This is a genomic window from Streptomyces sp. NBC_01198, assembly GCF_036010485.1.
Lineage (GTDB): Bacteria > Actinomycetota > Actinomycetes > Streptomycetales > Streptomycetaceae > Actinacidiphila.
Genome location: NZ_CP108568.1, coordinates 2,715,859 through 2,738,214 on the forward strand (window position 1 = coordinate 2,715,859; position 22,356 = coordinate 2,738,214).

14 protein-coding genes are annotated in these 22,356 nt (G+C 74.8%); 3 read left to right on the forward strand and 11 right to left on the reverse strand.

Annotation, left to right across the window (positions count from 1 at the left end; all coding sequences use genetic code 11):
* Positions 1 to 41: 41 nt before the first annotated feature.
* On the reverse strand, positions 42 to 2,321 hold the full coding sequence (locus OG702_RS12050; RefSeq protein WP_442814391.1) for an ATP-dependent DNA helicase UvrD2: 2,280 nt from the start codon (positions 2,319 to 2,321) through the stop codon (positions 42 to 44).
* 123 nt (positions 2,322 to 2,444) lie between these two features.
* Here OG702_RS12050 and OG702_RS12055 point away from each other — a divergent pair, with 123 nt between their 5' ends.
* A complete protein-coding gene (locus tag OG702_RS12055; RefSeq protein WP_327288868.1) occupies positions 2,445 to 2,702 on the forward strand; it encodes a glutaredoxin domain-containing protein in 258 nt (85 codons plus the stop codon).
* 30 nt (positions 2,703 to 2,732) lie between these two features.
* On the opposite strand, the gene nudC is transcribed toward OG702_RS12055, so the two are convergent.
* The 4 genes from nudC to OG702_RS12075 form a co-directional block, all read right to left on the reverse strand.
* The gene (nudC, locus tag OG702_RS12060; RefSeq protein ID WP_327288869.1) at positions 2,733 to 3,674 is read right to left on the reverse strand and encodes an NAD(+) diphosphatase; all 942 of its coding nucleotides are present in this window, start codon (positions 3,672 to 3,674) and stop codon (positions 2,733 to 2,735) included.
* Positions 3,675 to 3,880: 206 nt separating this feature from the next.
* A complete protein-coding gene (locus tag OG702_RS12065; RefSeq protein ID WP_327288870.1) occupies positions 3,881 to 7,330 on the reverse strand; it encodes an ATP-dependent DNA helicase in 3,450 nt (1,149 codons plus the stop codon).
* Between the two features lie 193 nt (positions 7,331 to 7,523).
* Positions 7,524 to 10,856, reverse strand: coding sequence for an ATP-dependent helicase (locus OG702_RS12070; RefSeq protein WP_327293193.1), 3,333 nt, complete (start codon positions 10,854 to 10,856; stop codon positions 7,524 to 7,526).
* A gap of 259 nt (positions 10,857 to 11,115) precedes the next feature.
* Entirely contained in the window at positions 11,116 to 11,487 is a 372-nt protein-coding gene (locus OG702_RS12075; RefSeq protein ID WP_327288871.1) for an MGMT family protein, read from the reverse strand.
* Positions 11,488 to 11,576: 89 nt separating this feature from the next.
* Here OG702_RS12075 and OG702_RS12080 point away from each other — a divergent pair, with 89 nt between their 5' ends.
* Positions 11,577 to 14,516, forward strand: a complete 2,940-nt coding sequence (locus OG702_RS12080) for a lysylphosphatidylglycerol synthase domain-containing protein (RefSeq protein WP_327288872.1) — start codon at positions 11,577 to 11,579, stop codon at positions 14,514 to 14,516.
* Positions 14,517 to 14,614: 98 nt separating this feature from the next.
* Here OG702_RS12080 and OG702_RS12085 read toward each other — a convergent pair whose 3' ends face one another.
* Positions 14,615 to 15,523, reverse strand: coding sequence for an FG-GAP repeat domain-containing protein (locus OG702_RS12085; RefSeq protein WP_327288873.1), 909 nt, complete (start codon positions 15,521 to 15,523; stop codon positions 14,615 to 14,617).
* Positions 15,524 to 15,807: 284 nt separating this feature from the next.
* Between OG702_RS12085 and OG702_RS12090 the strand changes: the two genes are divergently transcribed.
* On the forward strand, positions 15,808 to 15,933 hold the full coding sequence (locus OG702_RS12090; protein WP_327288874.1) for a hypothetical protein: 126 nt from the start codon (positions 15,808 to 15,810) through the stop codon (positions 15,931 to 15,933).
* Positions 15,934 to 15,984: 51 nt separating this feature from the next.
* Here the strand turns inward: OG702_RS12090 and moeZ are convergent, their stop codons facing one another.
* The 5 genes from moeZ to OG702_RS12115 form a co-directional block, all read right to left on the reverse strand.
* Complete coding sequence (gene moeZ, locus OG702_RS12095) at positions 15,985 to 17,163, reverse strand: adenylyltransferase/sulfurtransferase MoeZ (protein ID WP_327288875.1); 1,179 nt, start codon at positions 17,161 to 17,163, stop codon at positions 15,985 to 15,987.
* A gap of 134 nt (positions 17,164 to 17,297) precedes the next feature.
* Positions 17,298 to 18,089: a spherulation-specific family 4 protein gene (locus OG702_RS12100; protein WP_327288876.1), complete on the reverse strand. Its 792-nt coding sequence runs from the start codon at positions 18,087 to 18,089 to the stop codon at positions 17,298 to 17,300.
* Entirely contained in the window at positions 18,077 to 18,994 is a 918-nt protein-coding gene (locus OG702_RS12105; RefSeq protein ID WP_327288877.1) for an NAD-dependent epimerase/dehydratase family protein, read from the reverse strand. Before OG702_RS12105 ends, OG702_RS12100 begins: the two co-directional genes overlap by 13 nt.
* Before the next feature lie 95 nt (positions 18,995 to 19,089).
* Positions 19,090 to 20,010: a hypothetical protein gene (locus OG702_RS12110; RefSeq protein WP_327288878.1), complete on the reverse strand. Its 921-nt coding sequence runs from the start codon at positions 20,008 to 20,010 to the stop codon at positions 19,090 to 19,092.
* A 574-nt stretch (positions 20,011 to 20,584) separates the two neighbouring features.
* Complete coding sequence (locus OG702_RS12115; RefSeq protein WP_327288879.1) at positions 20,585 to 22,282, reverse strand: DUF3492 domain-containing protein; 1,698 nt, start codon at positions 22,280 to 22,282, stop codon at positions 20,585 to 20,587.
* Positions 22,283 to 22,356: the final 74 nt, after the last annotated feature.

The window sequence follows — 22,356 nt, forward strand, 5'->3', positions numbered from 1 at the left end:
GCGCTCGTGAAGGCTATGGGGACCTCCGCGGGATGCGCAAACTATTTTTCGGCTTCTTCGGAAGAAGATTCCGCGGCCTCCGCCGACCCCTCGTCAGAGGCCCGCGCCGGGCTGCCGGCGGGGGCGTCGGCAGGGGTGCCGGCGGGCTCGTCCGCCGCCTCGTCCGCCGCCTCGTCGCCCGGCTCCTCGCCCGCGCACAGCGCGAGCACGTCCGCGCCGAACTTGTCGAGCTTGCGCGCGCCCACCCCGGGGATCGACGACAGCTCCGCCTCGCCGTCGGGCCTGACCTCGGCGATGGCCAGCAGCGTCCGGTCGGTGAACACGCAGTAGGCCGGCTGGCCGAGCACCTTGGCCTGGGCGGTGCGCCAGACCCGGAGCCGGTCGTACAGCGCCTCGTCCAGATCCGAGGGGCAGTCCTCGCAGCGCATCAGCTTGATCTCGCCCGCGTCGGACAGCGTGCGCCCGCACACCCGGCACAGCACCGGGCCGCGCCGCTTTCGCCCGCCCGAACCGCGCTCCACGCCGCCGCCGCCCGCGCCCGCGGCGCGGGCTCCGCGGGGCGCGGATCCCGGCCGCAGCCCGTCGAGGAAACGCGACGGGCGCCGCCCCCCGCGTCCGCCCGGCGAACGGGACAGCGCCCAGGAGAGCCCGAGGTGCAGCCGCGCCCGGGTGACGCCGACGTAGAGCAGCCGGCGCTCCTCCTCGACCTGCTCGTCGGTCTTGGCGAAGGTGATCGGCAAGGTGCCCTCGGTCAGGCCGACCACGAAGACGGCGTCCCACTCCAGGCCCTTGGCCGCGTGCAGCGACGCCAGCGTGACGCCCTCGACCGTCGGCGCGTGCTGCGCGTTGGCCCGCTCGTCCAGCTCGGCGACGAAGTCGCTGAGCGTCGCTTCCTGGCGGGCGGCGGTGAAGTCCTCCGACAGCCGCACCAGCGCGGCCAGCGACTCCCAGCGGTCCCTGACGGCGCCGGACCCGGCAGGCGGCTCCGAGGCCCAGCCGCGCGAGCTGAGCACCGCACGCACCTGCTCAGGGACGGTCGCCGCGTCATCGGGGTCGGACGACGCCCTGGCCGCGCCGCGCAGCAGCAGGCCCGCCTCGCGCACCTCGGGCCGCTCGAAGAACCGCTCGGCGCCGCGCAGCTGGTAGGGCACGCCCGCGTCGGCGAGCGCCTGCTCGTAGACCTCGGACTGGGCGTTGATGCGGTAGAGCACGGCGATCTCGCTGGGCCGCACGCCCGAGCCGATCAGCTCCTTGATCCGCCGGGCCGCGCCCTCGGCCTCGGCCGGCTCGTCGGGATACTCCGCATACGACGGCTCAGGGCCCGGCTCGCGCTGCGAGATCAACTCCAGGCGGTGCGCCGCCGCCTGGCCGCGTGCCTGCCCGAGCAGCCCGTTGGCCAGGCCCACCACCTGCGGGGTGGAGCGGTAGTCGCGGACCAGCTTGACCACGGTGGCCGCGGGATAGCGGGACCTGAAGCCCAGCAGGAAGTCCGGGGTGGCGCCGGTGAAGGAGTAGATGGTCTGCGAGGCGTCGCCGACCACGCACAGGTCGTCGCGGCCGCCGAGCCACAGTTCGAGCAGCCGCTGCTGGAGCGGGCTGACGTCCTGATACTCGTCCACCACGAAATGCTGATACTGCGAGCGGACCGTGTCCGCCACGTCGGGCCGGTCCTGGAGCACACCGACCGTCAGCAGCAGCACGTCCTCGAAGTCGATCACCCCGCGGTCCCGCTTGAGCTGTTCGTACGTCGTGTAGATCCGGGCGATCTCGGCCGGGTCGCGCGGCACGTCACGGCCGGTCTTGGCGGCCACCGCCGGATAGTCCTCGGGCACCGTCTGGGTGACCTTGCACCACTCGATCTCCCCGGTGACGTCCCGCAGCTCGTTGCGGTCGAGGCGGATGCGGCAGCGCGCGCCCGCCTCGGCGACCAGCTGGACCTTGCGCTCCAGCAGCCGGGGCATCTCGCCGCCGATCGCGCGCGGCCAGAAGTACTGCAACTGGCGCAGGGCCGCCGAGTGGAAGGTGCGCGCCTGCACTCCCCCGGCGCCGAGCTGCCGCAGCCGCCCGCGCATCTCGCCGGCCGCCCGCGCGGTGAAGGTGACCGCGAGCACGCTGGCCGGCTGGAGCAGGCCGGCCCGCACCCCGTAGGCGATCCGGTGGGTGATCGCCCGGGTCTTGCCGGTGCCGGCCCCGGCCAGCACGCACACCGGGCCGCGCAGCGCCGTCGCGACGGCGCGCTGCTCGGGGTCAAGGCCGTCGAGCACCGCGTCCGCGGAGTCGGGCACCGCGGGGAAGAGCGAGTCGTGGGTTGTCGCAGTCACAACCGCCACTCTGCCAGGTCCCGCCGACAGGCCGGAAAGTTATCCACAGGCTGCCGCGGAATGCCCGCTGGGGGGCGCGCGTTGTGCTGGTGCCAGATTCCCTCGCGACAAGGAGCGAAACCGATGCCGGGCACCGTGACCATGTACAGCACCAGCTGGTGCGGCTACTGCCGCCGGCTCAAGGGCCAGCTGGACCGCGAGGGCATCGCCTACACCGAGATCAACATCGAGGAGCACCCCGAGTCCGCGGAGTTCGTCGAGAAGGCGAACGGCGGCAACCAGACGGTGCCGACGCTGCAGGTCGTCCCCTCGGCCGGCGGTCCGGAGGTCGTGATGACCAACCCGAGCCTGGCTCAGGTCAAGCAGGCGCTGGGCGCGTAGCCGCCTTCCGCAGGTAGGCCCCCGCGGCCGTCACGGACGCGGCAGCGGGGCGCCGTACCAGCTCTCGATCAGGCGGGCCGCGATCGAGATGCCGGACGGCGGCAGCACCTCGCCCGAGGCGAAGGCGGCGCGGAGATCGTCCCGGGAGAACCAGCGGGCCTCGTGGATCTCCTCGCCGTCCACGGTGATGACCGACGAGACGGCGCGGGCGGTGAAGCCCAGCATCAGGCTGGACGGGAAGGGCCAGGGCTGGCTGGCCATGTAGGTGACGTCGTCGCCGACGGTCACGCCGACCTCCTCGGCCACCTCGCGGCGCACCGCCTGCTCCAGGGACTCGCCGGGCTCGACGAAGCCGGCCAGCGTCGAGAAGCGCCCCTCGGGCCAGTGCATCTGCCGTCCGAGCAGGGCGCGGTCCTGGTCGTCGGTGACCAGCATGATCACCGCGGGGTCGGTCCGCGGGTAGTGCTCGGTCAGGCAGGCCGGGCAGCGGCGGATGTGGCCCGCGGCGGCGATGACGGTGCGTTCGCCGCAGCGGGAGCAGAAGCGGTGCATGCGCTGCCAGTTCTCCAGCGCCACCGCGTGGACCATCAGCCCGGCCTCCAGGGGCGACAGCAGCCCGCCGACCTCGCGCAGACCCGCGGCCCGCGCCGCGCCGTCCATCCGTCCTGGCAGCGCGTCCTTCTGCAGGGCGAAGTAGCGCACGCCGTCCGGCGCGATACCGAGGAAGTAGCGGTGCATCTCGGTCTCCGGCGCGTCGAACGCCGGGGTCATCACGAGTTCCGTACGGCCGTCGGGCCCGTCCTCCACCAGTACCTGGCCGCCGGAGACCACGAACACCCGCGTCGTCGGGTGGCTCCACGCCGCGGCGAGCCACGCCTCGTCCGTACGGTGGTGCGCGGCCCGGTCCAGCCCCGAATAGGTCAGTGCCAGCGGTCGGTCCGTCGCGTCGAGTCCGGTCAAAGCTGCTTCCATCTCCCCGCAGTACGTGATGTGCCCAGCGCAGGCGCACCACCTTGTCGTCCACCCGGTGCCAACCGCCGGCGGCCGGGGAAATTCCCGGTGACGGTATGGGTACGCCGCGTTCTGCGAGGTGGGGCGCGTCCTGTGCAGCGTAGCCGGGCGGGCCCCGAGGCAGGGGTACGGGGCCGTGGGGCGGCCCTCCGTGCCGTGCACGCCGGTCAGTCGTCGGCGGCCAGCAGCCGTTCCAAGTCCGCCCGGCCCGGCAGGGCCGCGGGGCGGACCAGCTCGCCGGTGCGGACGAAGAGGAAGGCGGCGCGGACCCGTTCGAGCGGGACGCCCTGCTGCTCCGCCCACGCCAGCCGGTAGATCGCCAGCTGCAGCGGATCCGCGGCGGCGGGGCTGCGTCCGGTCTTCCAGTCGACGATCTCGTACGTGGCACCGGCGCCCCCGCCGCGGCCCAAGGTGTCGCCGCGGCTATGTACGCCGCCATCGCCCTGTACGTCGGCGTAGCCCTGTATGCCGCCGCGGCCCTGTACGTCGGCGTCGCGGTAGACCGCGTCGATCCGGCCCCTGACCACCCGGCCCCCCAGGGTCAGGTGCACCGGGACCTCGACGCGGTACGGCGTGCGGTCGGCGTAGGGGGTGCGCAGGAACGCCTCCTTCAGCGCCTCAAGGTCCGCCTCGTCCGCGATGTCGTCGCCGCCCTCGACCCCGGGCAGCTCCTCCGGCCCGAACAGCGGGCGGGCGTCGAAGCGGGACTCGACCCAGGCGTGGAAGCGGGTGCCGCGCCGGGCCGCGGGAGCCGGCGGCCGGGGCAGCGGGCGGGCCAGCTCGCGGGCGAGCCCTTCGGGGTCGGTGGCCAGCCGCATGAGCTGGCTCGCGGTGAGCGTCGCGGGCAGCGGCACGTCCCGTACGGTGGCCCGCGCCCTGCGCAGCTCGCCCGCCAGGGCGTCCAGGTCGCGGTCCCACGACGCCACCAGCCTGGCCTCGGCCGGGTCCAGCCCGCCGGCCGCCGGGTCACCGCTGCCGACCACCCCCGTCGCGCCCATCGTCGCGCCCATCGTCGCGCCCATCGCCGCGTCCATCGCCGCGGATTCGCCCCGCGCGGCCGGAATCGCCGCCGGCCGACCTTCCTCCCCGTCCTCCTGCGCCGCGTAGGCCAGCACCGTCCGCGCCGCCCAGCGCCGCCTGCGCAACCCGGTCGGGTCGAGCGGCAGCGGCCACGGCTGGTCCTGGACCGCGTCCAGTGCCGGGTTGGTGGCGTCCTCGGCCGGCGGCTCGGCCCACACCTCGATCTCGCCGAAGCCCGCCTCGCAGTGCTCGCGCAGGGCGTCGAGGAAGACCGAGGGGCCGAACGGCGCCTTCTGCGTCGGCCCCCACCAGTGCCCCGAGCCCAGCAGCAGCGAGCGCGGCCGGGTGAAGGTCACGTAGCCGAGCCGCAGCTCCTCGATGCGCTGGTGCTCCTTCATGGCGGCCCGGAAGCCGTCGAGCCCGGCCCGCGTCCACTCCGGTACGTCGGGCAGCGTCGCCGCGTCACCGCGCAGCCCGTGCGGCAGCACCTTGGCGTTGACCGGCCACAGCTCGCGCCCCCGCTCGCTCGGGAAGCCCTTGGCGACCAGCCCGGGCACGGCCACCACGTCCCACTCCAGGCCCTTGGACTTGTGCGCGGTGAGCACCTTCACCGTGTTCTCGCCGCCCGGCAGCGAACTGTCCAGGCCCTTCTCGTACTGCGCCGCCGTGTGCAGGAAGCCGAGGAAGGCCAGCAGCGTCGCCTCGCCGTCCAGCGCCGCGAAACCGGCCGCGACGTCCATGAACGACGTCAGCGTCTCGCGGCGGCGGGCGGCCAGCGCGTGCGGCGACGCGGACAGCTCGACCTCCAGGCCGGTGACGGCCAGCACCCGGTGCAGGACGTCCATCAGCGGGTCGGCGAGCGCCCTGCGCAGCTCCCTTATCTCCACCGCAAGACGCGCGAACCGCACCCGCGCCTCGGCCGAGAAGGGCAAACCGTCGTCCGGATCGGCGTCCAGGAACGTCTCCAGCGCGTCCGCGAGCGAGATGACCTCGGCGGGGTCCACGCCTTCCACCGCGGCCGCCAGCGGGTCGCGGCCCTCGCCGCCCGCGGGCCCGTGGCGTACGAGCAGCCGGGCGCGGCGGCCGAGCAGCGCCAGGTCGCGCGGACCGATCCGCCAGCGCGGGCCGGTCAGCAGCCTGACCAGGGCGGCGTTGGCGGTCGGGTCGTGCAGCACCTCGCACACCGCGACCAGGTCGGCGACCTCAGGCAGGTGCAGCAGCCCGGACAGGCCCACCACCTCGACCGGGATGTCACGGGCGACCAGCGCGGCATGGATCTCCGGGAAATGCGCCGCGGTACGGCACAGCACCGCGATCCCGCCGGGCGGCGTGCCCGTGCGCACCAGGTGGGCGAGGGAGTCGGCGAGCCAGGCCGTCTCCTCGGCCTGGGTCGGCAGCAGCGCGCAGCGCACCTGCCCCGCCAGCTCGGCGCCCGGCGCGGGCCGCAGCGCCTCGACGCCCTCGTGGCGGGCGCGCAGCTCGACGGCGAGGGTGTTGGCCAGGTCGAGCAGCCGGCCGCCGGAGCGGCGGTTCTCGCTGAGCGAGTAGCGGTCCGCGAGCCGCCCGTCGGGGTGCGCGAAATGCCGCGGGAAGTCGTCGAGATTCGCCACCGAGGCGCCGCGCCAGCCGTAGATCGCCTGGCAGGGGTCGCCGACCGCGGTCACCGGATGCCCGCTGCGGCCGCCGAACAGCCCGGCGAGCAGCAGCCGCTGGGCCACCGAGGTGTCCTGGTACTCGTCGAGCAGCACCACGCGGTACTGCTCGCGCAGCAGCGCCCCGACCTCCGGCCTGGTCTGCGCCAGCCGCGCCGACAGCTCGATCTGGTCGCCGAAGTCCAGCAGGTCGCGGCGCCGCTTGTCGTCGCGGTAGGCCGCGGCGAGCCCGGCCAGGTCGCGGCGGGCCGCGACCGCCTGCCGGACGTCCCTGACCCAGGCGTTGCCGCGCTTGGCCGGGTCGAGCACGGCCAGCTCGGCGGCCAGCCCGCTGTCGTGGGCCCGCAGCTGCTCGGCGGGCACCAGGTGCTCGGCCAGCTCGCCGGCCAGCGCCAGCAGGTCGCCGACCAGGGTCGGCAGGCCCTTGGTGAGCGCCGGATACGGCCCCGGCGCGCCCCGCAGCACCTTCGCGGCCAGCTGGTAGCGGGTCGCGTCGGCGAGCAGCCTGGCGGTCGGCTCCAGACCGATCCGCATCCCGTGGTCCTTGAGCAACTGCCCGGCGAAGGCGTGATACGTGGAGATCTGCGGATCGTCGGCGGCGGGCTGCCCGCTGTCGGGGTCCTGGCCCGTTCCGGGGGCCGTCGCCGGGTCGTACGGGTCGCGGTCGGTGATGCCGGCCTGCGCCAGCGCCCTGCGCACCCTTTCCGACAGCTCGCCCGCGGCCTTGTTGGTGAAGGTCAGGCCGAGCACCTGCTCGGGCGCGACCTGCCCGGTGCCGACCAGCCACACCACCCGGGCGGCCATCACCGTCGTCTTGCCGGAACCCGCGCCCGCCACGATCACGCCGGGCGCCAGCGGCGCGGTGATGCACGCCGTCTGCTCCGGGGTGAACGGGATGCCCAGCAGCTCGGCGAGCTGTCCGGGTGAAGTGATGCGGGTTGCCACCCCATGGAGGCTATCCGGAGTCGCCGACACCGGCGGGCAGGCCCGGTGCCCGGTAGGCGGCAGGTCGGACGGACCCTCCTCTCTTGTCGCGCGGATGCGCGTGCGCGCGCGTGAGACGCGTGTCACCGCCGCTCGTACCGCAATCACAGCGGCGGCAGGGCAGTTGCCCGGCCCGGGCGGGAGCGCCCGGTACTCACTCCACGACGTGCCGGCCCTCGGGACGGGCCGTGCAGGCGGCGCGGAAGGCGCAGTGCGTGCAGTGCTGGCCGGCCGCCGGAGTGAAGCTCTCGTCGAGCACCCGGCCGGCCGCGGTGGCGAGCAACTCCTCTGCCCACTCGCCCGCGAGGGGTTCCTGCCGCTGCACCGCAGGTACGGTCTCGCCGCCCTCCTTGCGGGTCGCGCCGAGCCGCAGCTGCACGAGTTCCGCGCCGCCCGTGGGCGGCGGCTGCCCGCCGAAGAGCTTGTCGACGGCGCCTTCGCGCAGGGCCAGCTGGTAGACCGCGAGCTGCGGGTGGTGCGCCACCTCGGCGGCGGTCGGCTTGCTGCGGCCGGTCTTGAAGTCCACGACATAGGCCGCGCCCTGCGCATCGGTCTCGACCCGGTCCATGCTGCCGCGGATACGGACGCGGGCGTCGCCCGCGGCGAGGGTGACGTCGAAGTCGTGCTCGGTGGCGACCGCGGTGCGGCCGCGCTCCATCACGTGCCAGCGCAGGAACCTCTCCAGGGCGGCGCGCACGTTGTCCTTCTCCTGCCGGGACTTCCAGGGCGCGTCGAACGCGAGCGCGTCCCACACGGAGTCCAGCCGGGCCATCAGCACGTCCAGGTCGGCCGGGGCGCGCCCCGAGGCGACCTCGTCGGCCAGCACGTGCACGACGTTGCCGAAGCCCTGGGCCGCGGTGGCGGGTGGTTCCGCCTTGACCTCGCGGCCCAGGAACCACTGCAGGGCGCAGGTGTTGGCGAGCTGGTCGAGCGCGCTGCCGGACAGCGCCACCGGCTGGTCGCGGTCCCGCAGCGGCACGGCGGAGGCGGTCGGCTCGTACAGGCCCCACCAGCGGTCCGGGTGCGCGGCGGGGACCAGCGGGTGGCCGTCGTCGCTCAGCGCCGCGAGCCGGGCGAGCCTGCGGGCCGCGGCCTCGCGCAGCGCCGGCGAGGCCGCCGGGTCGACGGTGGTCGCGCGCAGCTCCGCCACCAGTGCGGACACCGCCAGCGGGCGGCGCGGGCGGTGCGTCACGTCCTGCGGTGTGACGCCCAGTTCGGCCAGGAAGCGGGACGGCTGGTCGCCGTCGTCGGACGCGGACTTCACGGCCGTGACCAGCAGGCGATCGCGGGCGCGGGTGGCCGCGACGTAGAACAGCCGGCGCTCCTCGGCCAGCAGCGCGCCCTGGCTCAGCGGCGGGGCGATGCCGTCCCTGCCGATGCGGTCCGCCTCAAGCAGCGAGCCGCGGCGGCGCAGGTCGGGCCATACGCCCTCCTGCACGCCCGCGACCACCACGAGCCGCCACTCCAGGCCCTTGGCGCGGTGCGCCGTCATCAGCTGGACGGCGTCCGGCCGTACGGTACGGCCGCCGAGCGTGTCGGCCGCGATGTCCTGGGCGGACAGCTCCTCCAGGAGGTTCAGGGCGCCACGGCCGCCGGTGCGCTCCTCCGCGCGGGCCGCGGTCTCGAACAGCGCGCACACCGCGTCGAGGTCGCGGTCGGCGTTGCGGCCCGCCGCGCCGCCGCGCAGGGCGGCCCGCTCCAGGCGGGCCGACCAGGGGGTGCCGTTCCACAGCGTCCACAGGGCGTCCTCGGCGGTGCCGCCGCCGGCCAGGGTGTCGCGGGCCGCCCGCAGCAGCGCGCCGACGCGGCGGGCGCCACGGGCGTACGACGGGTCGTGGGCGACGAGCCTTTCCGGCTCGGCGACGGCTTCGGCGATCAGCACGTCCGACGGGCGTGGCACTGCCACACCCGTCGTGCGCTCCTCGTCGCGCAGCGCCCGCCCCAGCCGCCGCAAGTCGGCGGCGTCCATCCCGCCGAGCGGCGACCCGAGCAGCGTCAACGCCTCCTCGACCCCCACCCGGATCCCCCCGGACGCCCCGGCGGGTCCGCTCTCCCCCGGGTCGCCGGGGATGCTCCGCGACGACGACTCCCCGGGAACCCGGGAGGACGCGGAGGAAAACGGATCGGGCGACGCGTCCGGGCCACCGGCGGCCGCGCCGGGGGCCTCCGATGGGGGGAGGAGGGAGGTGGCGGCGATGTGGAGGGCGAGGAGGAGGGGGGTGACGGCCGGGTCGGTGTGGAGGGGGGTGGTGGAGGGGGGGAGGTCGATGGGGACGCCGGCGGAGGTGAGGGCGCGGCGGAGGGGGGCCAGGGCGGCGGACGTGCGGGTGAGGACGGCCATCGTGTGCCAGGGCTGGCCGTCCTCCAGGTGGGCGCGGCGCAGGGTGTCGGCGATGGATTCGACCTCGGCGCCCGCCGTCGGGTAGGTGCGAACGGCCACGGCGCCGCCCTCGGCCTCGGCGGTCAGGGAGCGGTGGGCGCGGACCGCCGCAGCCGGGAGCCGGGGCATCGGCATGCGGGCGGTGAGCTGGCGGGTGGCGGTCAGCAGTCCGGCGCGGGCCCGCCGGGAGACGCGCAGGACGCCGACGGGCGCGGGCCGGCCGTCGCGGCGCGGGAACTGCTCGGGGAAGCCGAGGATGCCGTTGATGTCGGCGCCGCGGAAGGCGTAGACGGACTGGTCGGGGTCGCCGAAGGCGACCAGGGTGCGGCCCTGCCCGGCCAGCGCCCGCAGCAGCCGCACCTGCGCCGGGTCGGTGTCCTGGTACTCGTCGACGTAGACCGCGTCGTAGCGCCGCGCGAGCTCCTGGTGGATCTCCGGCCGCCGGGCCAGCAGCACCGCCCGGTGCACCAGCTCGGTGTAGTCGACCATCCCGCCGAGCTCGGTGACCTCCAGGTACTCGTCGAGGAAGGCGGCCGCCGCCGTCCAGTCGGGGCGCCCGATGCGGTGCGCGAAGTCGGTGAGCGCGGCCGGGCCGAGGCCCAGCTCGCGGGTGCGGGCCAGCACCGCCCGCACCTCGTCGGCGAAGCCCCTGGTGGTGAGCGCGGCCCGCAGGTCGTCGGGCCAGCGCACCCGGCCGAGGCCCTCCCGTTCCAGCACCGCCTGGCCCGCAAGCAGCTCGCGGACCAGCAGGTCCTGCTCGGGGCCTGACAGCAGCCTGACCGGCTCCTGGAAGGCCTCCGCGGGCTGGTGCTCGCGGATCAGGGCGTAGCAGAACGAGTGGAAGGTGCTCGCCGTGAGCCCGCCGAGGCCGCGCGCGGCCATCCGGTCGCGCAGGTCGACCGCCGCCCTGCGGCTGAAGGTGAGGACCAGGACGCGTTCGGGCGCGGTGCCGGCCGCCACCCTGGCCAGCACCGATTCGATCAGCGTGGTGGTCTTGCCGGTACCCGGCCCGGCGAGCACCAGCAGCGGCCCGTCCCGGTGCTCAACCACCGCCCGCTGTGCCGCGTCCAGCACAGGGGGCCGTACGGGTGACGGGGGCGTCCGCAGCAGTCGGTAGCCGACGGCCGCAGAGGCCGCCGGGGCGGGTGGAGGAGACAGGATCACGTGGTTCGCCGGTTCGTCGGAGGCTTGAGCGGTGGTGCGGTCACGGAGACGGGGTGGCCCGGGGGCGCGGTCCGCCCGACGCTACGCCGTGCGTCGCGCGCCCCGCAGGCGCCCCCGGGACACGCCGGACACTCCGTACGGGGCGCCGATGCCGTGCCCGGGCCCCGGATGGCGGAAGCTGGACGGCATGAAGTTCCGGCCCTCAGCCGTCGGCGGCGCCGCCCGCGCCCGGCGTGCGCCCGTCCCAGCGCGCCCGGCGCATGTCGACCCGCGGTGTGTGGCCCTCGCCGGCCGGCCCCGCGGTCCGCAGCGGCGTGCCCTCGGCGCGGTAGGCGTCCAGCGCGCGCAGCTCGTGACCCGGCAGCAGGACGCCGTCGGACCGCACCACGCGCCACCACGGCACGCCGCTGCCGTAGTGCGCGAGCACCCGGCCGACCTGACGCGGTCCGCCTTCGCCGAGCCATTCCGCGATGTCGCCGTAGCTCATCACCCGCCCGGCCGGGATCAGCTCGACGGTGTCGAGCACCCGCTCCGCGTAGTCACCGGGCGCGCCGGGGTCGTCTTCCTCGCTCATCCACCCAATCCTGCCCCAGACCACCGACACCGGGGGGTTCCGGTGCCATCCGTACGGTGGTCATGCCACCATCGTCCCGGCGGTGACTGGTGATACGAGACAAAGAAGAGACCGACGCGGATCAGCCGGGCGCGGACGAGGCCGCGGCGGCCCCCCGCGCCCGTAAAGCGCTGCCCGCACCCGGCGGCGGCGAGGACGCGGACGGCACCGCCGGCGGCAAGGGCAAGGCGAAGGACAGCGCAAGGGGCGCCGCACAAGGCGGCGCAAAGAACAGCGCACGAGGCGGCGCGAAGGGGGAGGGCGACGCGATGGGCGACGCCGACCACCGCGCCGACAAGCACGGCAAGGGCGACCCCGAGAAAGAGGAGCGCCCGCACACCCATACGGTCGTCCCCGAGCCGGAACCCGCCCCGGTCGCCGTCGACGAACCGCTGCTCGCCGCCCGGGTGCACCGGCCCGCCGATCTCATGCGGTTCCTTTTCGGGGTTCTGGGCATCGCCGTGGTGCTGGCCGTCGCCGGTTTCGCGCACGCGACGACGACCGGCCTGGAGACGGACATCACCAAGGGCACCGACCACGCGCCCGACGCGCTGGCGTCCTTCGCGGGCCTGACCGCGAGCATCGCGGTGCTGATCGTGCCGGTCGCCTTCGCGATCGAGCGGCTGGCCAAGCGGGACGGCCTGCGCATCGCCGACGGCGTGCTCGCCGCGGTCCTGGCGCACGGCACGGCGCTGGCCACGGACCTGTGGGTGACCAATTCGGCGCCCGGCCCGATCCGCGAGGCGCTCACCCACAACGCGCCGTCCGGCACCGGAATGACCGATCCCGTACACGGGTATCTGGCGCCGGTCATCGCCTACGTCACCGCCGTCGGCATGGCGCGCCGCCCGCGCTGGCGGGTGGCGCTGTGGTTCGTGCTGCTGCTCGACGCCTTCGCGGTGCTGGTCGGCGGCTACACGACGCCGTTCTCGATCGCGGTGACCGTGCTGATCGGCTGGACGATCGCCTACGGCACGGTCTACGCCGTCGGCTCGCCGAACGTCCGCCCCACCGGCCGGCAGCTGCTCGCCGGGCTGCGCCGGGTCGGTTTCAGCCCGCAGACCGCCCGCCGGGTCCTGGACGACGGGCCGGAGAGCGCGGACTCCGACCGCGGGCGCGGCTATCTGGTCACCCTGGAGGACGGCCCGCCGCTCGACGTCACCGTGGTGGACCGCGAGCGGCAGGCGCACGGCTTCTTCTACCGGGCGTGGCGGCGGCTGTCGCTGGTCGGCGGCATCACCCAGCGGCGCTCGCTGCTGTCGCTGCGCCAGGCGCTCGAACAGGAGGCGCTGCTCGCCTACGCGGCGATCGCCGCCGGCGCCAACGCGCCGAAGCTCATCGCCACCTCCGAGCTGGGTCCCGACGCGGTGATGCTGGTCTACGAGCACATCGGCGGCCGCCGGCTCGACGCGCTGGACGACGAGGAGATCACCGACACGCTGCTGCGGGAGGCGTGGACGCAGGTGCGGGCCCTCCAGTCGCGGCGGATCGCGCACCGGCGGCTGGTCGGCGAGTCGCTGCTGGTGAACGCCTCCGGCCGGGTCTTCCTGACCGATCTGCGCGGCGGCGAGATCGCGGCGGGCGACATCGTGCTGCGGATGGACGTGGCACAGCTGCTGACGACGATGGCCCTGCGGATCGGCCCGGAGCGCGCGGTGGCGTCCGCGGTGGCCGTGCTCGGCCCCGACGCGGTGGCCAGCTCCCTGCCGCTGCTCCAGCCGATCGCGCTCAGCCGCGCCACCCGCGCGCAGCTCAAGCAGCTGGCCAGGGAGCGGGCGCAGCGGGAGCGCGAGGCGGTGCTCGCCGCCTCGGCGGCCGAGAAGGAGGCCCGCGAGCTGAAGCGGACCCAGGACGCGGAGGCCCGCAGCACGGCCCACGGGGGCTCGGACGAGGAGGAGGCCGAGGGCAAGGGCGGGGAGAAGGCGGTCTCCAAGGCCGCGCGCAAGGCGGAGAAGCGGGCCATAGAGGACGCGCTGGAGGAGGCCCGCGAGGAGGACCTGCTCTCCCGGATCCGGCAGCAGGTGCTGCTGATCCGCCCGCAGGCCCCGGTCGAGCCGGTCCGGCTCGAGCGGATCAAGCCGCGCACCCTGATCACGGTGATCGCCGGCGCCTTCGCCGCGTACTTCCTGCTCTCCCAGCTCAGTTCGGTGCCGATCGGGCACGCCATCGCCAACGCCGACTGGCGCTGGGCGGCCATCGCGGTCGCGGCATCCGCGGCGAGTTACGTCGCCGCCGCGTGCGCGCTGGCCGGCTTCGTACCCGAACGGCTGTCGCTGCTGCGGACGGTGCAGGCGCAGATCGCCGGCTCGTTCGTGAAGCTGGTGGCGCCCGCCGCGGTCGGCGGGGTCGCGCTGAACACCCGCTATCTGCAGAAGGCCGGGGTGCGCCCGGGCCTTGCCGTGGCGAGTGTCGGCGCCTCCCAGCTGGTCGGCCTCGGCATGCACGTGCTGCTGCTGATGACCTTCGGCTTCATCACCGGGACGGAGAAGACACCGTCGCTGTCACCGTCCCGTACGGTCATGGCGGGGCTGCTGACCGCGGGTGTGCTGGTGCTGGTGGTCACCGCCGTGCCGGCGCTGCGGAAGTTCGTCTCCACCCGGGTGCGGGCGCTGTTCGCCGGTGTCGTGCCGCGCATGCTTGACGTCCTCCAGCGGCCCGGCAAGCTGGCCACCGGCATCGGCGGCACCCTGCTGGTGACGGTGACCTTCGTGATCTGCCTGGACGGCTGCGTGCGGGCCTTCGGCGGGAATCTGAGCTACGCGACGGTCGCGGTGGTCTTCCTCGCCGGCAACGCGCTGGGCTCGGCTGCCCCGACCCCCGGCGGTGTAGGCGCGGTCGAACTGGCGCTGACCGGTGGTCTGATCGCGGCGGGCCTGCCGAAGGAGGTGGCCACCCCCGCGGTGCTCTTCTTCCGGCTGCTGACCTTCTGGCTGCCGGTGCTGCCCGGCTGGCTGTCCTTCACCCAGCTCAGCCGCCGCGGCGAGCTGTAGCCGGGCGGGGGCGGCGCAAAGGCGGACGGCCCGGCGGCCGCGCGTGACGCGCGGCCGCCGGGCCGTCCCGTGCCTGTCCCCCGTGGACCGGACAAGGATCAGAACAGCAGGCTGAAGGCGTTCCAGCCGCTGTTGCCGATCCTCACTCGCTTCAGGTACGGCGAGGCGGCCTTGCCCGTTCCCGGGTAGAGCCACAGGGCGCCGGCGCCGTCACGGGCGATCAGGTCGGCACGGCCGTCACCGTTGCTGTCGCCGAGGCCGAGGATCTTGTTGTACGTGTTCCAGCCCCCGCCGATCTTGGTGCGGGCGGCGTAGGGCGCGTCGGTGCTGCCGGTGCCCTTGTAGAGCCACAGCACGCCGCTCTTGTCGCGAGCGACGATGTCCGACTTGCCGTCACCGGTCAGGTCGCCGCGGCCGGCGATCTGGCTGTAGGTGTTCCAGCCGCCGCCGATCTTGTGGCGGGTGGTGAACGTGCCGCCGCTGTAGGCCAGGTACTCCCACAGCACGCCGGAAGTGTCCCTGGCCAGCAGGTCGGGGTTGGACGCGCCGCCCACGTTGCCGGGCATCACGAAGGCGTTGTAGACGTTCCAGCCGCCACCGATGGTCTTCGAGGTGCTGTCGTCGTACATCTTCAGCGTGCCGCCGAAGCGGGCGTACAGGACGACGTTCTTCGTGTCGCCCGGGTTGTTCTTGAACATCGCGTTGGCGCTGCTGAAGCCGGAGCCGGCGTTCTTCTTGGACCCGAATCCGCCGTTCTGGAGCGGCGGGTACTCCCAGATGTTGCCTGCGGAGTCCTTGCCGTCGATGCCGAACGACCAGATCTTCTCCGCGTTGGAGGAGAAGGCGGTCCTGCTGTTCGATGTCGCGTCGGCGACGCCGCTGATCCCCGTGCCGCTCGCGCTGGCCGACAGGGTGCTGCCGAGCGTCAGCGCGAGTGCGCCCGCGGCAATGGCGACGGCCTTGGCCTTCAGGCCGCGCCGGTTGTGCCGGCGGTCGTGCGTTTTCACCTGTGGTCCCCCTTGGATAGGTGACAAGTTGTGCCGCCTTGTCGCGGGAAGTCCCGAACAAAGCCCTTGAAGCTACCGCGTTGCGCTTCACGAGTCGGCATCCGCCACGTCATCGCCACGTCACAGTTCTGTCATCGTGCCGAGCGCGGCAAGGGCGTTGGCGCCGGCGCGGCATCCGGGCTGGAGAAGCGGTTCGCGGGTACGCGTCGAATCCAGGGGGTGTCTTCGTGGTGGGGGAGATGCCCGAAGAGAAGGTCCGACCGCGACCGCATCGTGAGGCAACCGTGGAAGATCGCATGCAACTGGCCTACAAGGGATGGCCCTCAGGAACTCCTTTGTGGCTCTTGTTCGTCCTCATCGCCCTTACCCTCGCCATCGCCTACGTCGTCCGCCGCCGCAACGGCGGCTGAACGCGAAAGGCGGGCCGCGGCGAATCGCCGCGGCCCGCCTTTGCGGGGACGTCAGTAGATCGGCTTGTGGGGCTCGACCGTGTTGACCCAGCCGATCACGCCGCCGCCGACGTGGACGGCGTCGGAGAAGCCCGCGGACTTGAGCACCGCGAGGACCTCGGCGCTGCGCACCCCGGTCTTGCAGTGCAGCACGATCCGCTTGTCCTGCGGGAGCGAGGACAGGGCGCTGCCCATGATGAACTCGTTCTTCGGGATCAGCCTCGCGCCCGGGATGGACACGATCTCGTACTCGTTCGGCTCGCGGACGTCGATGATCTCGATGTTCTCGCCGTCGTCGATCCACTCCTTGAGCTGCTTGGGAGTGATCGTCGAACCGGCCGCCGCGACCTGCGCCTCCTCCGAGACGACGCCGCAGAAGGCCTCGTAGTCGATGAGTTCGGTGACCGTCGGGTGGTCGCCGCACACCGCGCAGTCCGGGTCCTTGCGGACCTTGACCGTGCGGTACGTCATCTCCAGGGCGTCGTAGATCATCAGCCGGCCGAGCAGCGGCTCACCGATGCCGGCCAGCAGCTTGATCGCCTCGGTGACCTGGATCGAGCCGATCGACGCGCACAGCACGCCGAGCACGCCGCCCTCGGCGCAGGACGGCACCATGCCGGGGGGCGGGGGCTCGGGGTAGAGGCAGCGGTAGCAGGGGCCGTGCTCGGACCAGAAGACCGAGGCCTGGCCGTCGAAGCGGTAGATGGAGCCCCAGACGTACGGCTTGTTCAGCAGCACGCACGCGTCGTTGACCAGGTAGCGGGTGGCGAAGTTGTCCGTGCCGTCCACGATCAGGTCGTACTGGGCGAAGATCTCCATCACGTTCTCGGCTTCGAGCCGGGTCTCGTGCAGGACGACGTTCACCAGCGGGTTGATGCCCAGGACCGAGTCGCGGGCCGACTCGGCCTTGGAGCGGCCGATGTCGGCCTGGCTGTGGATGATCTGGCGTTGCAGGTTCGACTCGTCGACCTCGTCGAACTCGACGATGCCGAGCGTGCCGACACCGGCGGCCGCGAGGTACATCAGGGCCGGCGAGCCGAGACCGCCGGCGCCGACACACAGCACCTTGGCGTTCTTGAGCCGCTTCTGCCCGTCCATGCCAACATCGGGGATGATCAGGTGGCGCGAATATCTGCGGACCTCGTCAACGGTGAGCTCGGCGGCCGGCTCGACCAGCGGTGGCAGCGACACAGGGACCTCAGCAATACGATCGGTCGGTCTCAGACGGTACGGACGTCACGTGCTCGCACACGCGCACCCCTGCAACACTGCCACGCCGGTCTTCATTCCAAGACACCCGGTCCGAGGGCCGAGACATCCCGCGGTCACATCGTGGGCGGCGGCCGATCCACCGGGTCGCCGGCCGCCAGACGCACCGCCCGGTCCCAGTATCCGGGCAGTCCCTCCCACGGGTCGGTCCCGTCCCGTGCGGTGCGGTCGGTCAGGCACACGGTGGCCGCGCCCTGCCAGCGGGCGATCCGCAGGGCGTCGTCCAGGTGCGCCTCCGGCAGGCCGTGCACCAGGTGCACGAAGCGCGACGGCGGATACAGCGCCGTCCACTGCGGAGCCTCCGACCACCGGTAGCGGTCCCACGACCCCGCGAAGGTGACCAGCTGGTCGGCCAGGCCGGCGTAACAGGGGTCGGGGTGGGTGCCGTGACCGAGGACGATGTGGCCGGCGCCACTCCTGCCGCGTCCCGGCTCGCGCTCCAGCAGCGCACGCAGCGTGGTGATCGCCCAGTGGCAGTCGTCGGCCTCCGCCCGGCCGTTGGGCGCCTTGTCCAGGTAGAAGCCGTCGACCTGATACCAGTCCAGGTAGCGCGAGGCGTCGGAGACCAGCTCGCCGAACGGCCGCCGGCCGCGTGCGGCGTCCAGCAGTCCGAGCAGCGGGACGCCGTTCTCGCGGACGCGGGCGGCCGCCTCGGCGTACAGCGGGTCGGGGCGGCTGCCGGGCCCCCGGGCCACGTCGAAGGCGGCCCAGTGCAACGGCGTGCCCGGGCGGGCGAGTTCGGCCCACTCCGCCGGGGCCACCAGCGGGTGCGCGAAGGCCGGCACGCCGAATCCGGTGCCGTCGCCGCGCGGCCTGACGCCGCGCCGCGACCTGGTCAGACGCGACATGCCGCCTCCATCCACACATCGGCAAGCGACTCCTCAAGGCCGATCCGCGGCCGCCAGCCGAGCCGGTCGCGCGCGGTACGGACGTCGGCCTGCTGCCACAGCCCGCAGCCGTCGGGGTACGGCGGCATCGTCGCCCCGCCGGAGGCGGGCGCCTCGTCCAGCTCGCGGACGGCGCCCTCGTACCCCGCGACATGGGCCAGCGCGGCGGCCATGTCGCGCATCCGCACCGCCCGCCCGCTGCCGATGTTCACCACGCCCTGCGCGGCGGACAGCGAGGCGGCGTGCACCGCGCGGGCGACGTCGCGGGCGTCGATGAAGTCGCGCTGCACCCCCAGGCCGCCGAGCCGCAGTTCGGCGTCGCCGTTCTGCATGGCCCTGCGCAGCGCCTCGGCGACCCTGCCCATCGGCGCGCCAGTCGGCGTACCGGGGCCGACCGGGCTGAACACCCGCAGCACGACCGCGTCCAGGCCGGAACCGAGCACCAGCTCGGTGGCGGCGAGCTTGCTCACCCCGTACGGGCCGCCGGGACGCGGCGGCGCGTCCTCGCCGGTGGAGGAGCCGACCGGGGACGGGCCGTATTCGGAACCGCAGCCCAGCTGGACCAGCCGGGCGGTGGTGCTGCTGCGGCGCATCGCCTCGCAGACCGTGGCGACGGCCACGGTGTTCTGCCGGGTCAGCTCGCGGGCGGCACCGCGGGTGGTGCCGGCGCAGTTGACGATCACGCCGGGGTGAACCGCGTCGAGGAAGCGGGCCAGCACGCCGGGCGCGCCGCTGGACAGGTCGAACCTGACGTCGGCGTCGTCGCTGCGGCCCAGCGCGGTGAGCTGGACGGCGGGATCCGCGAGCAGTCGCTCCGCGACGTGGCGGCCGAGGAAGCCGTCGGCTCCGAGCAGCAGCACTCTCATCGGGTGCCTCCGAGCGGTGCGGTGCGCGGCCGGCGGTTTCGGTGTCGGGACAAATGCGTGATCAAGGGTCTTTCTCCTGGTCGGTGTGACGGAGGTCAGTGGCGCCCGGCGGGCGGCAGGCGGTGCGCGGCGGCTCGGGCGAGCAGGCGGAAGGCCTGGGCTGCCAGTACGAGGGCGGCGGCGCCGCACACGGCGGCCTCCGCGGTGCCGCCGGGCGGCGCCAGGTGGCCGGGGGCCGCCGCGAGCAGGAGGGTCAGCGCCTCGGCGGCGCAGGCCGCGGCCAGGCCCGCGGCGGCGGGCCCCGGGTGGCCGTGCACGGCCAGCAGCCGGGCGGTGAAGAGCAGCACGCCCAGCGCGGCCGGTCCGGCGAGCGGGGCCGAGCCCGCCATGGCGGCGGCGGTCAGCAGCAGCGCGCCGAGCGCGGCGGCGTAACCGGCCAGGGCGGCCGCCAGCCGGGGCCGTACGGCGTCGGCGAAGTCGGCGAGGCCGTGGCTGGGGGCGAGCTGGGCGCGGGCGGCCGCCGCGAACCAGCCGGCCAGCGCGGCGGCGGGCGCCAGGCTCAGCGCGAGGGCCGCGAAGGAGGCGGTGCCGGCGCCGGGGTCGAACCGGCCGCGGCCGGCCAGCGCGGTGACGGCCTGCGGGCCGTAGAGCGCGAAGCCGAGCAGGCCGTACGTCCACAGGGCCGCGCCGGCGCCCGGGGCCGCGCGCAGCGGCCCGCCGCGCAGGGCCGCCCACAGGGCGACCGCCACCAGCGCGGCGACCGGCGCGGCCGCGGCGGGCAGTCCGGCGGCCAGTACGCATCCGGCCCCGGGCAGCAGGTGCGCCGCGACGGCCCGCCCCCCGAGCCGCGCCCTGGCCGCTCCCCGCTCCCCCACGGCGGCCACCCGGACCGCCCGGGGAACCCGCGCGTACAGCTCCTCGGCCAGCCCGAACACGTCCCGGTGCCGCAGCCGTCGCGCCTCCCCGTCGTTGACCCCGTACGCCTCCAGTCCGGCGGCGATCTCCCAGGCGTCCACGGCCCCAGAGACGAGCGTCCGGTACCGGTGCATCACGGCCCGCACCGGATCGGCGGGCCCGCGCCGCCGCGCCGGTCCCCCTGCGGGGGAAGTGCCCCCGGGGCGCGGCGCGGGCTGCGAAATCGATTCACCAGCGCCACCCGGGGCCCACCCGCCCCGGGTGGCCCCGGACTCCGCGGGCGGCCGGGCGCGAGCCGCGGCGCCGACGGGCGGCGCGAGGTCCGCGGGGCGCGCGTGGTCGGGCGGCGCGAGGTCCGCGGGGCGCGCGTGGTCGGGCGGCGCGTCGCGGGCAGGCTGCCCGGCGTCCGCCCTCCGGTCGGGCACAGCGCCCGCGGGCTGCCCGGCGTCCGGCTTCCGTGCGGGGTCGGGCACGGCGTCGGCGGGCGGCTCGGCGGTCTCTCCCGCCGGGCCCGGCTCGGCGGTCTCTCCCGCCGGGCCCGGCTCGGCGGTCTCTCCCGCCGGGCCCGGGCGGGCGGGGGGACGGCCTGTGTCGGGATCGGGGGGGGCTGGTATCGGGGGGACGGCTTCTGGCGGGGTGGGTTCAGGGGTCATGGGGGTGGCGCTCCGAACGTGGTCAGGGGCGGGTGGCCGGGACGGGCGTCCAGGACGGGTGGGACGGGGTGGGGGCCAGGCGGGAGGGGGAGAGGGATTCCGCGGGCGTGGTGAACGGGCGCGGAGCGCCCTGCGCGTCGAGCAGCGGCAGACGGCGCACCGGGTGGTGGGCGACCACGTCGAGGTAGCTCTCGCGGAAGGCGTCAACGCAGGTGGTGACGGTGAAGAGGGCCAGCGCCCGCTCCCTGGCCGCGGCGCCGAGGCGGGCCGCACGCTCCGGGCCGCGCAGCAGGTCGAGCGTCGCGTCCGCCAGCGCCCTCGGGTTGCGCGGCGGGACCACCAGGCCCGTACCGCCGATGACCTCGCGCACCGCCCCGACGTCCGTGGACACCGTCGGCCGCCCGCAGAACATCGCCTCGACCAGGCTCAGCGGGAAGCCCTCCGCGCTGCTGGACAGCACCACGACATCGCCCGCCGCGTAGGCGTCCGCGGACTCCGGGGCGCCGGGCGAGCCGATCTCCTCGAAGCTCACCGGATTCTCACCGACGGCGTTCGCGTCGGCCGCCTCGTCGGGGAAGAGCTGGGCGGCGAGCGTGCGGCAGTGCTCCAGATAGCCGGTCGCGCGCTCGTCCGCAGCCCGCAGGTGGAAGATCCGCAGCCGGGCGTGCGGTTCCTCCCGGCGTACGGCGTGGAAGGCGTGCAGCAGCGCGATGAGGTCCTTGGCCGGGTCGGCGCGGCCGACCCACGCCACCGTCGGGTCGGCGTGCGCGGCCTGCTCGCCGGCCTGCGCCGCGGCCTCGGCGGCCGCGCCGGCCCGCGCGAACCGCCCCGCGTCGATGCCCGGGTGGATGGTCCGCATCCGCTCCCTGGGCGCACCGCACCGCTCCTGCCAGCGGCGCACGTGCGTCGACCCCGGGGTGATCAGCGCGGCCTGCCGGTAGCTCTCCCCCGCAAGCAGCCGGTAGTGGTCGCCGAGCAGGGCGCGTACGGCGGGCGGCAGGCCGGCGGCCCGGTGGGCGAGCAGTGCCTCCCGGGCGCGGACGGTGTACTCGGTGACGATCAGCGGCGTGCCGCAGAACCGTTTGCCCAACAGCCCCGGGAGGGCGGCCGGTCCGCCGGACACCGCGTGGCAGACGTCGGCCGAGCCCAGCTCGTCCGGGCCGTACCAGGGAGCCGACAGCGGGCGCAGCTGGCGCTCGAGCAGGTCGGCGACGGTGAGCAGTTCGGTCACGACGATGTCGCCGAGCACCGGACGTACGCCCCGGGCCCGGCAGGCCGCCTCCAGCTCCGCCAGGGCGTCGTCGCCGCGCAGCAGCGGGGGCAGGGCGCCGGGGGACTCCACGGCCAGGTCCGCGAGGGCGTACAGGCCGGCGGCGAAACGGTCCGCCCGCTCGACCTGCCCCATCCCGGCGCCGCCGGCCAGCGCGGCGGCGAGGTCGCGGAAGCCGCTGCGGAAGGCGGCGCGCCTGGCCCTGGCCGCGGAGCGGCCGCCGCCGCGGGGGGCCTCGGGGGCGGGCTCGCCCCACATCCGCTCGTGCCGCACGCGGCGGACGTGCGGCGGGATCTCGACCGTGCCCGCGGCCTCGGTGCGCGGTGACCGGCTCAGCGCGTAGACGTCGAAGTCGTGGTGTGCCAGGCCTCTGACGAGGCGGTCGCACCATGCGCCGCCCTCACCTCTTGCGTACGGATAGCCACCCTCGGTAAGTAATCCAATCCGCACGGGTGCGCCCCCTCTTGTCCTCAACCCCGGACGAGCTGGTGTCCCGCCCGGCGCGACGACCGTATTGCGCCATG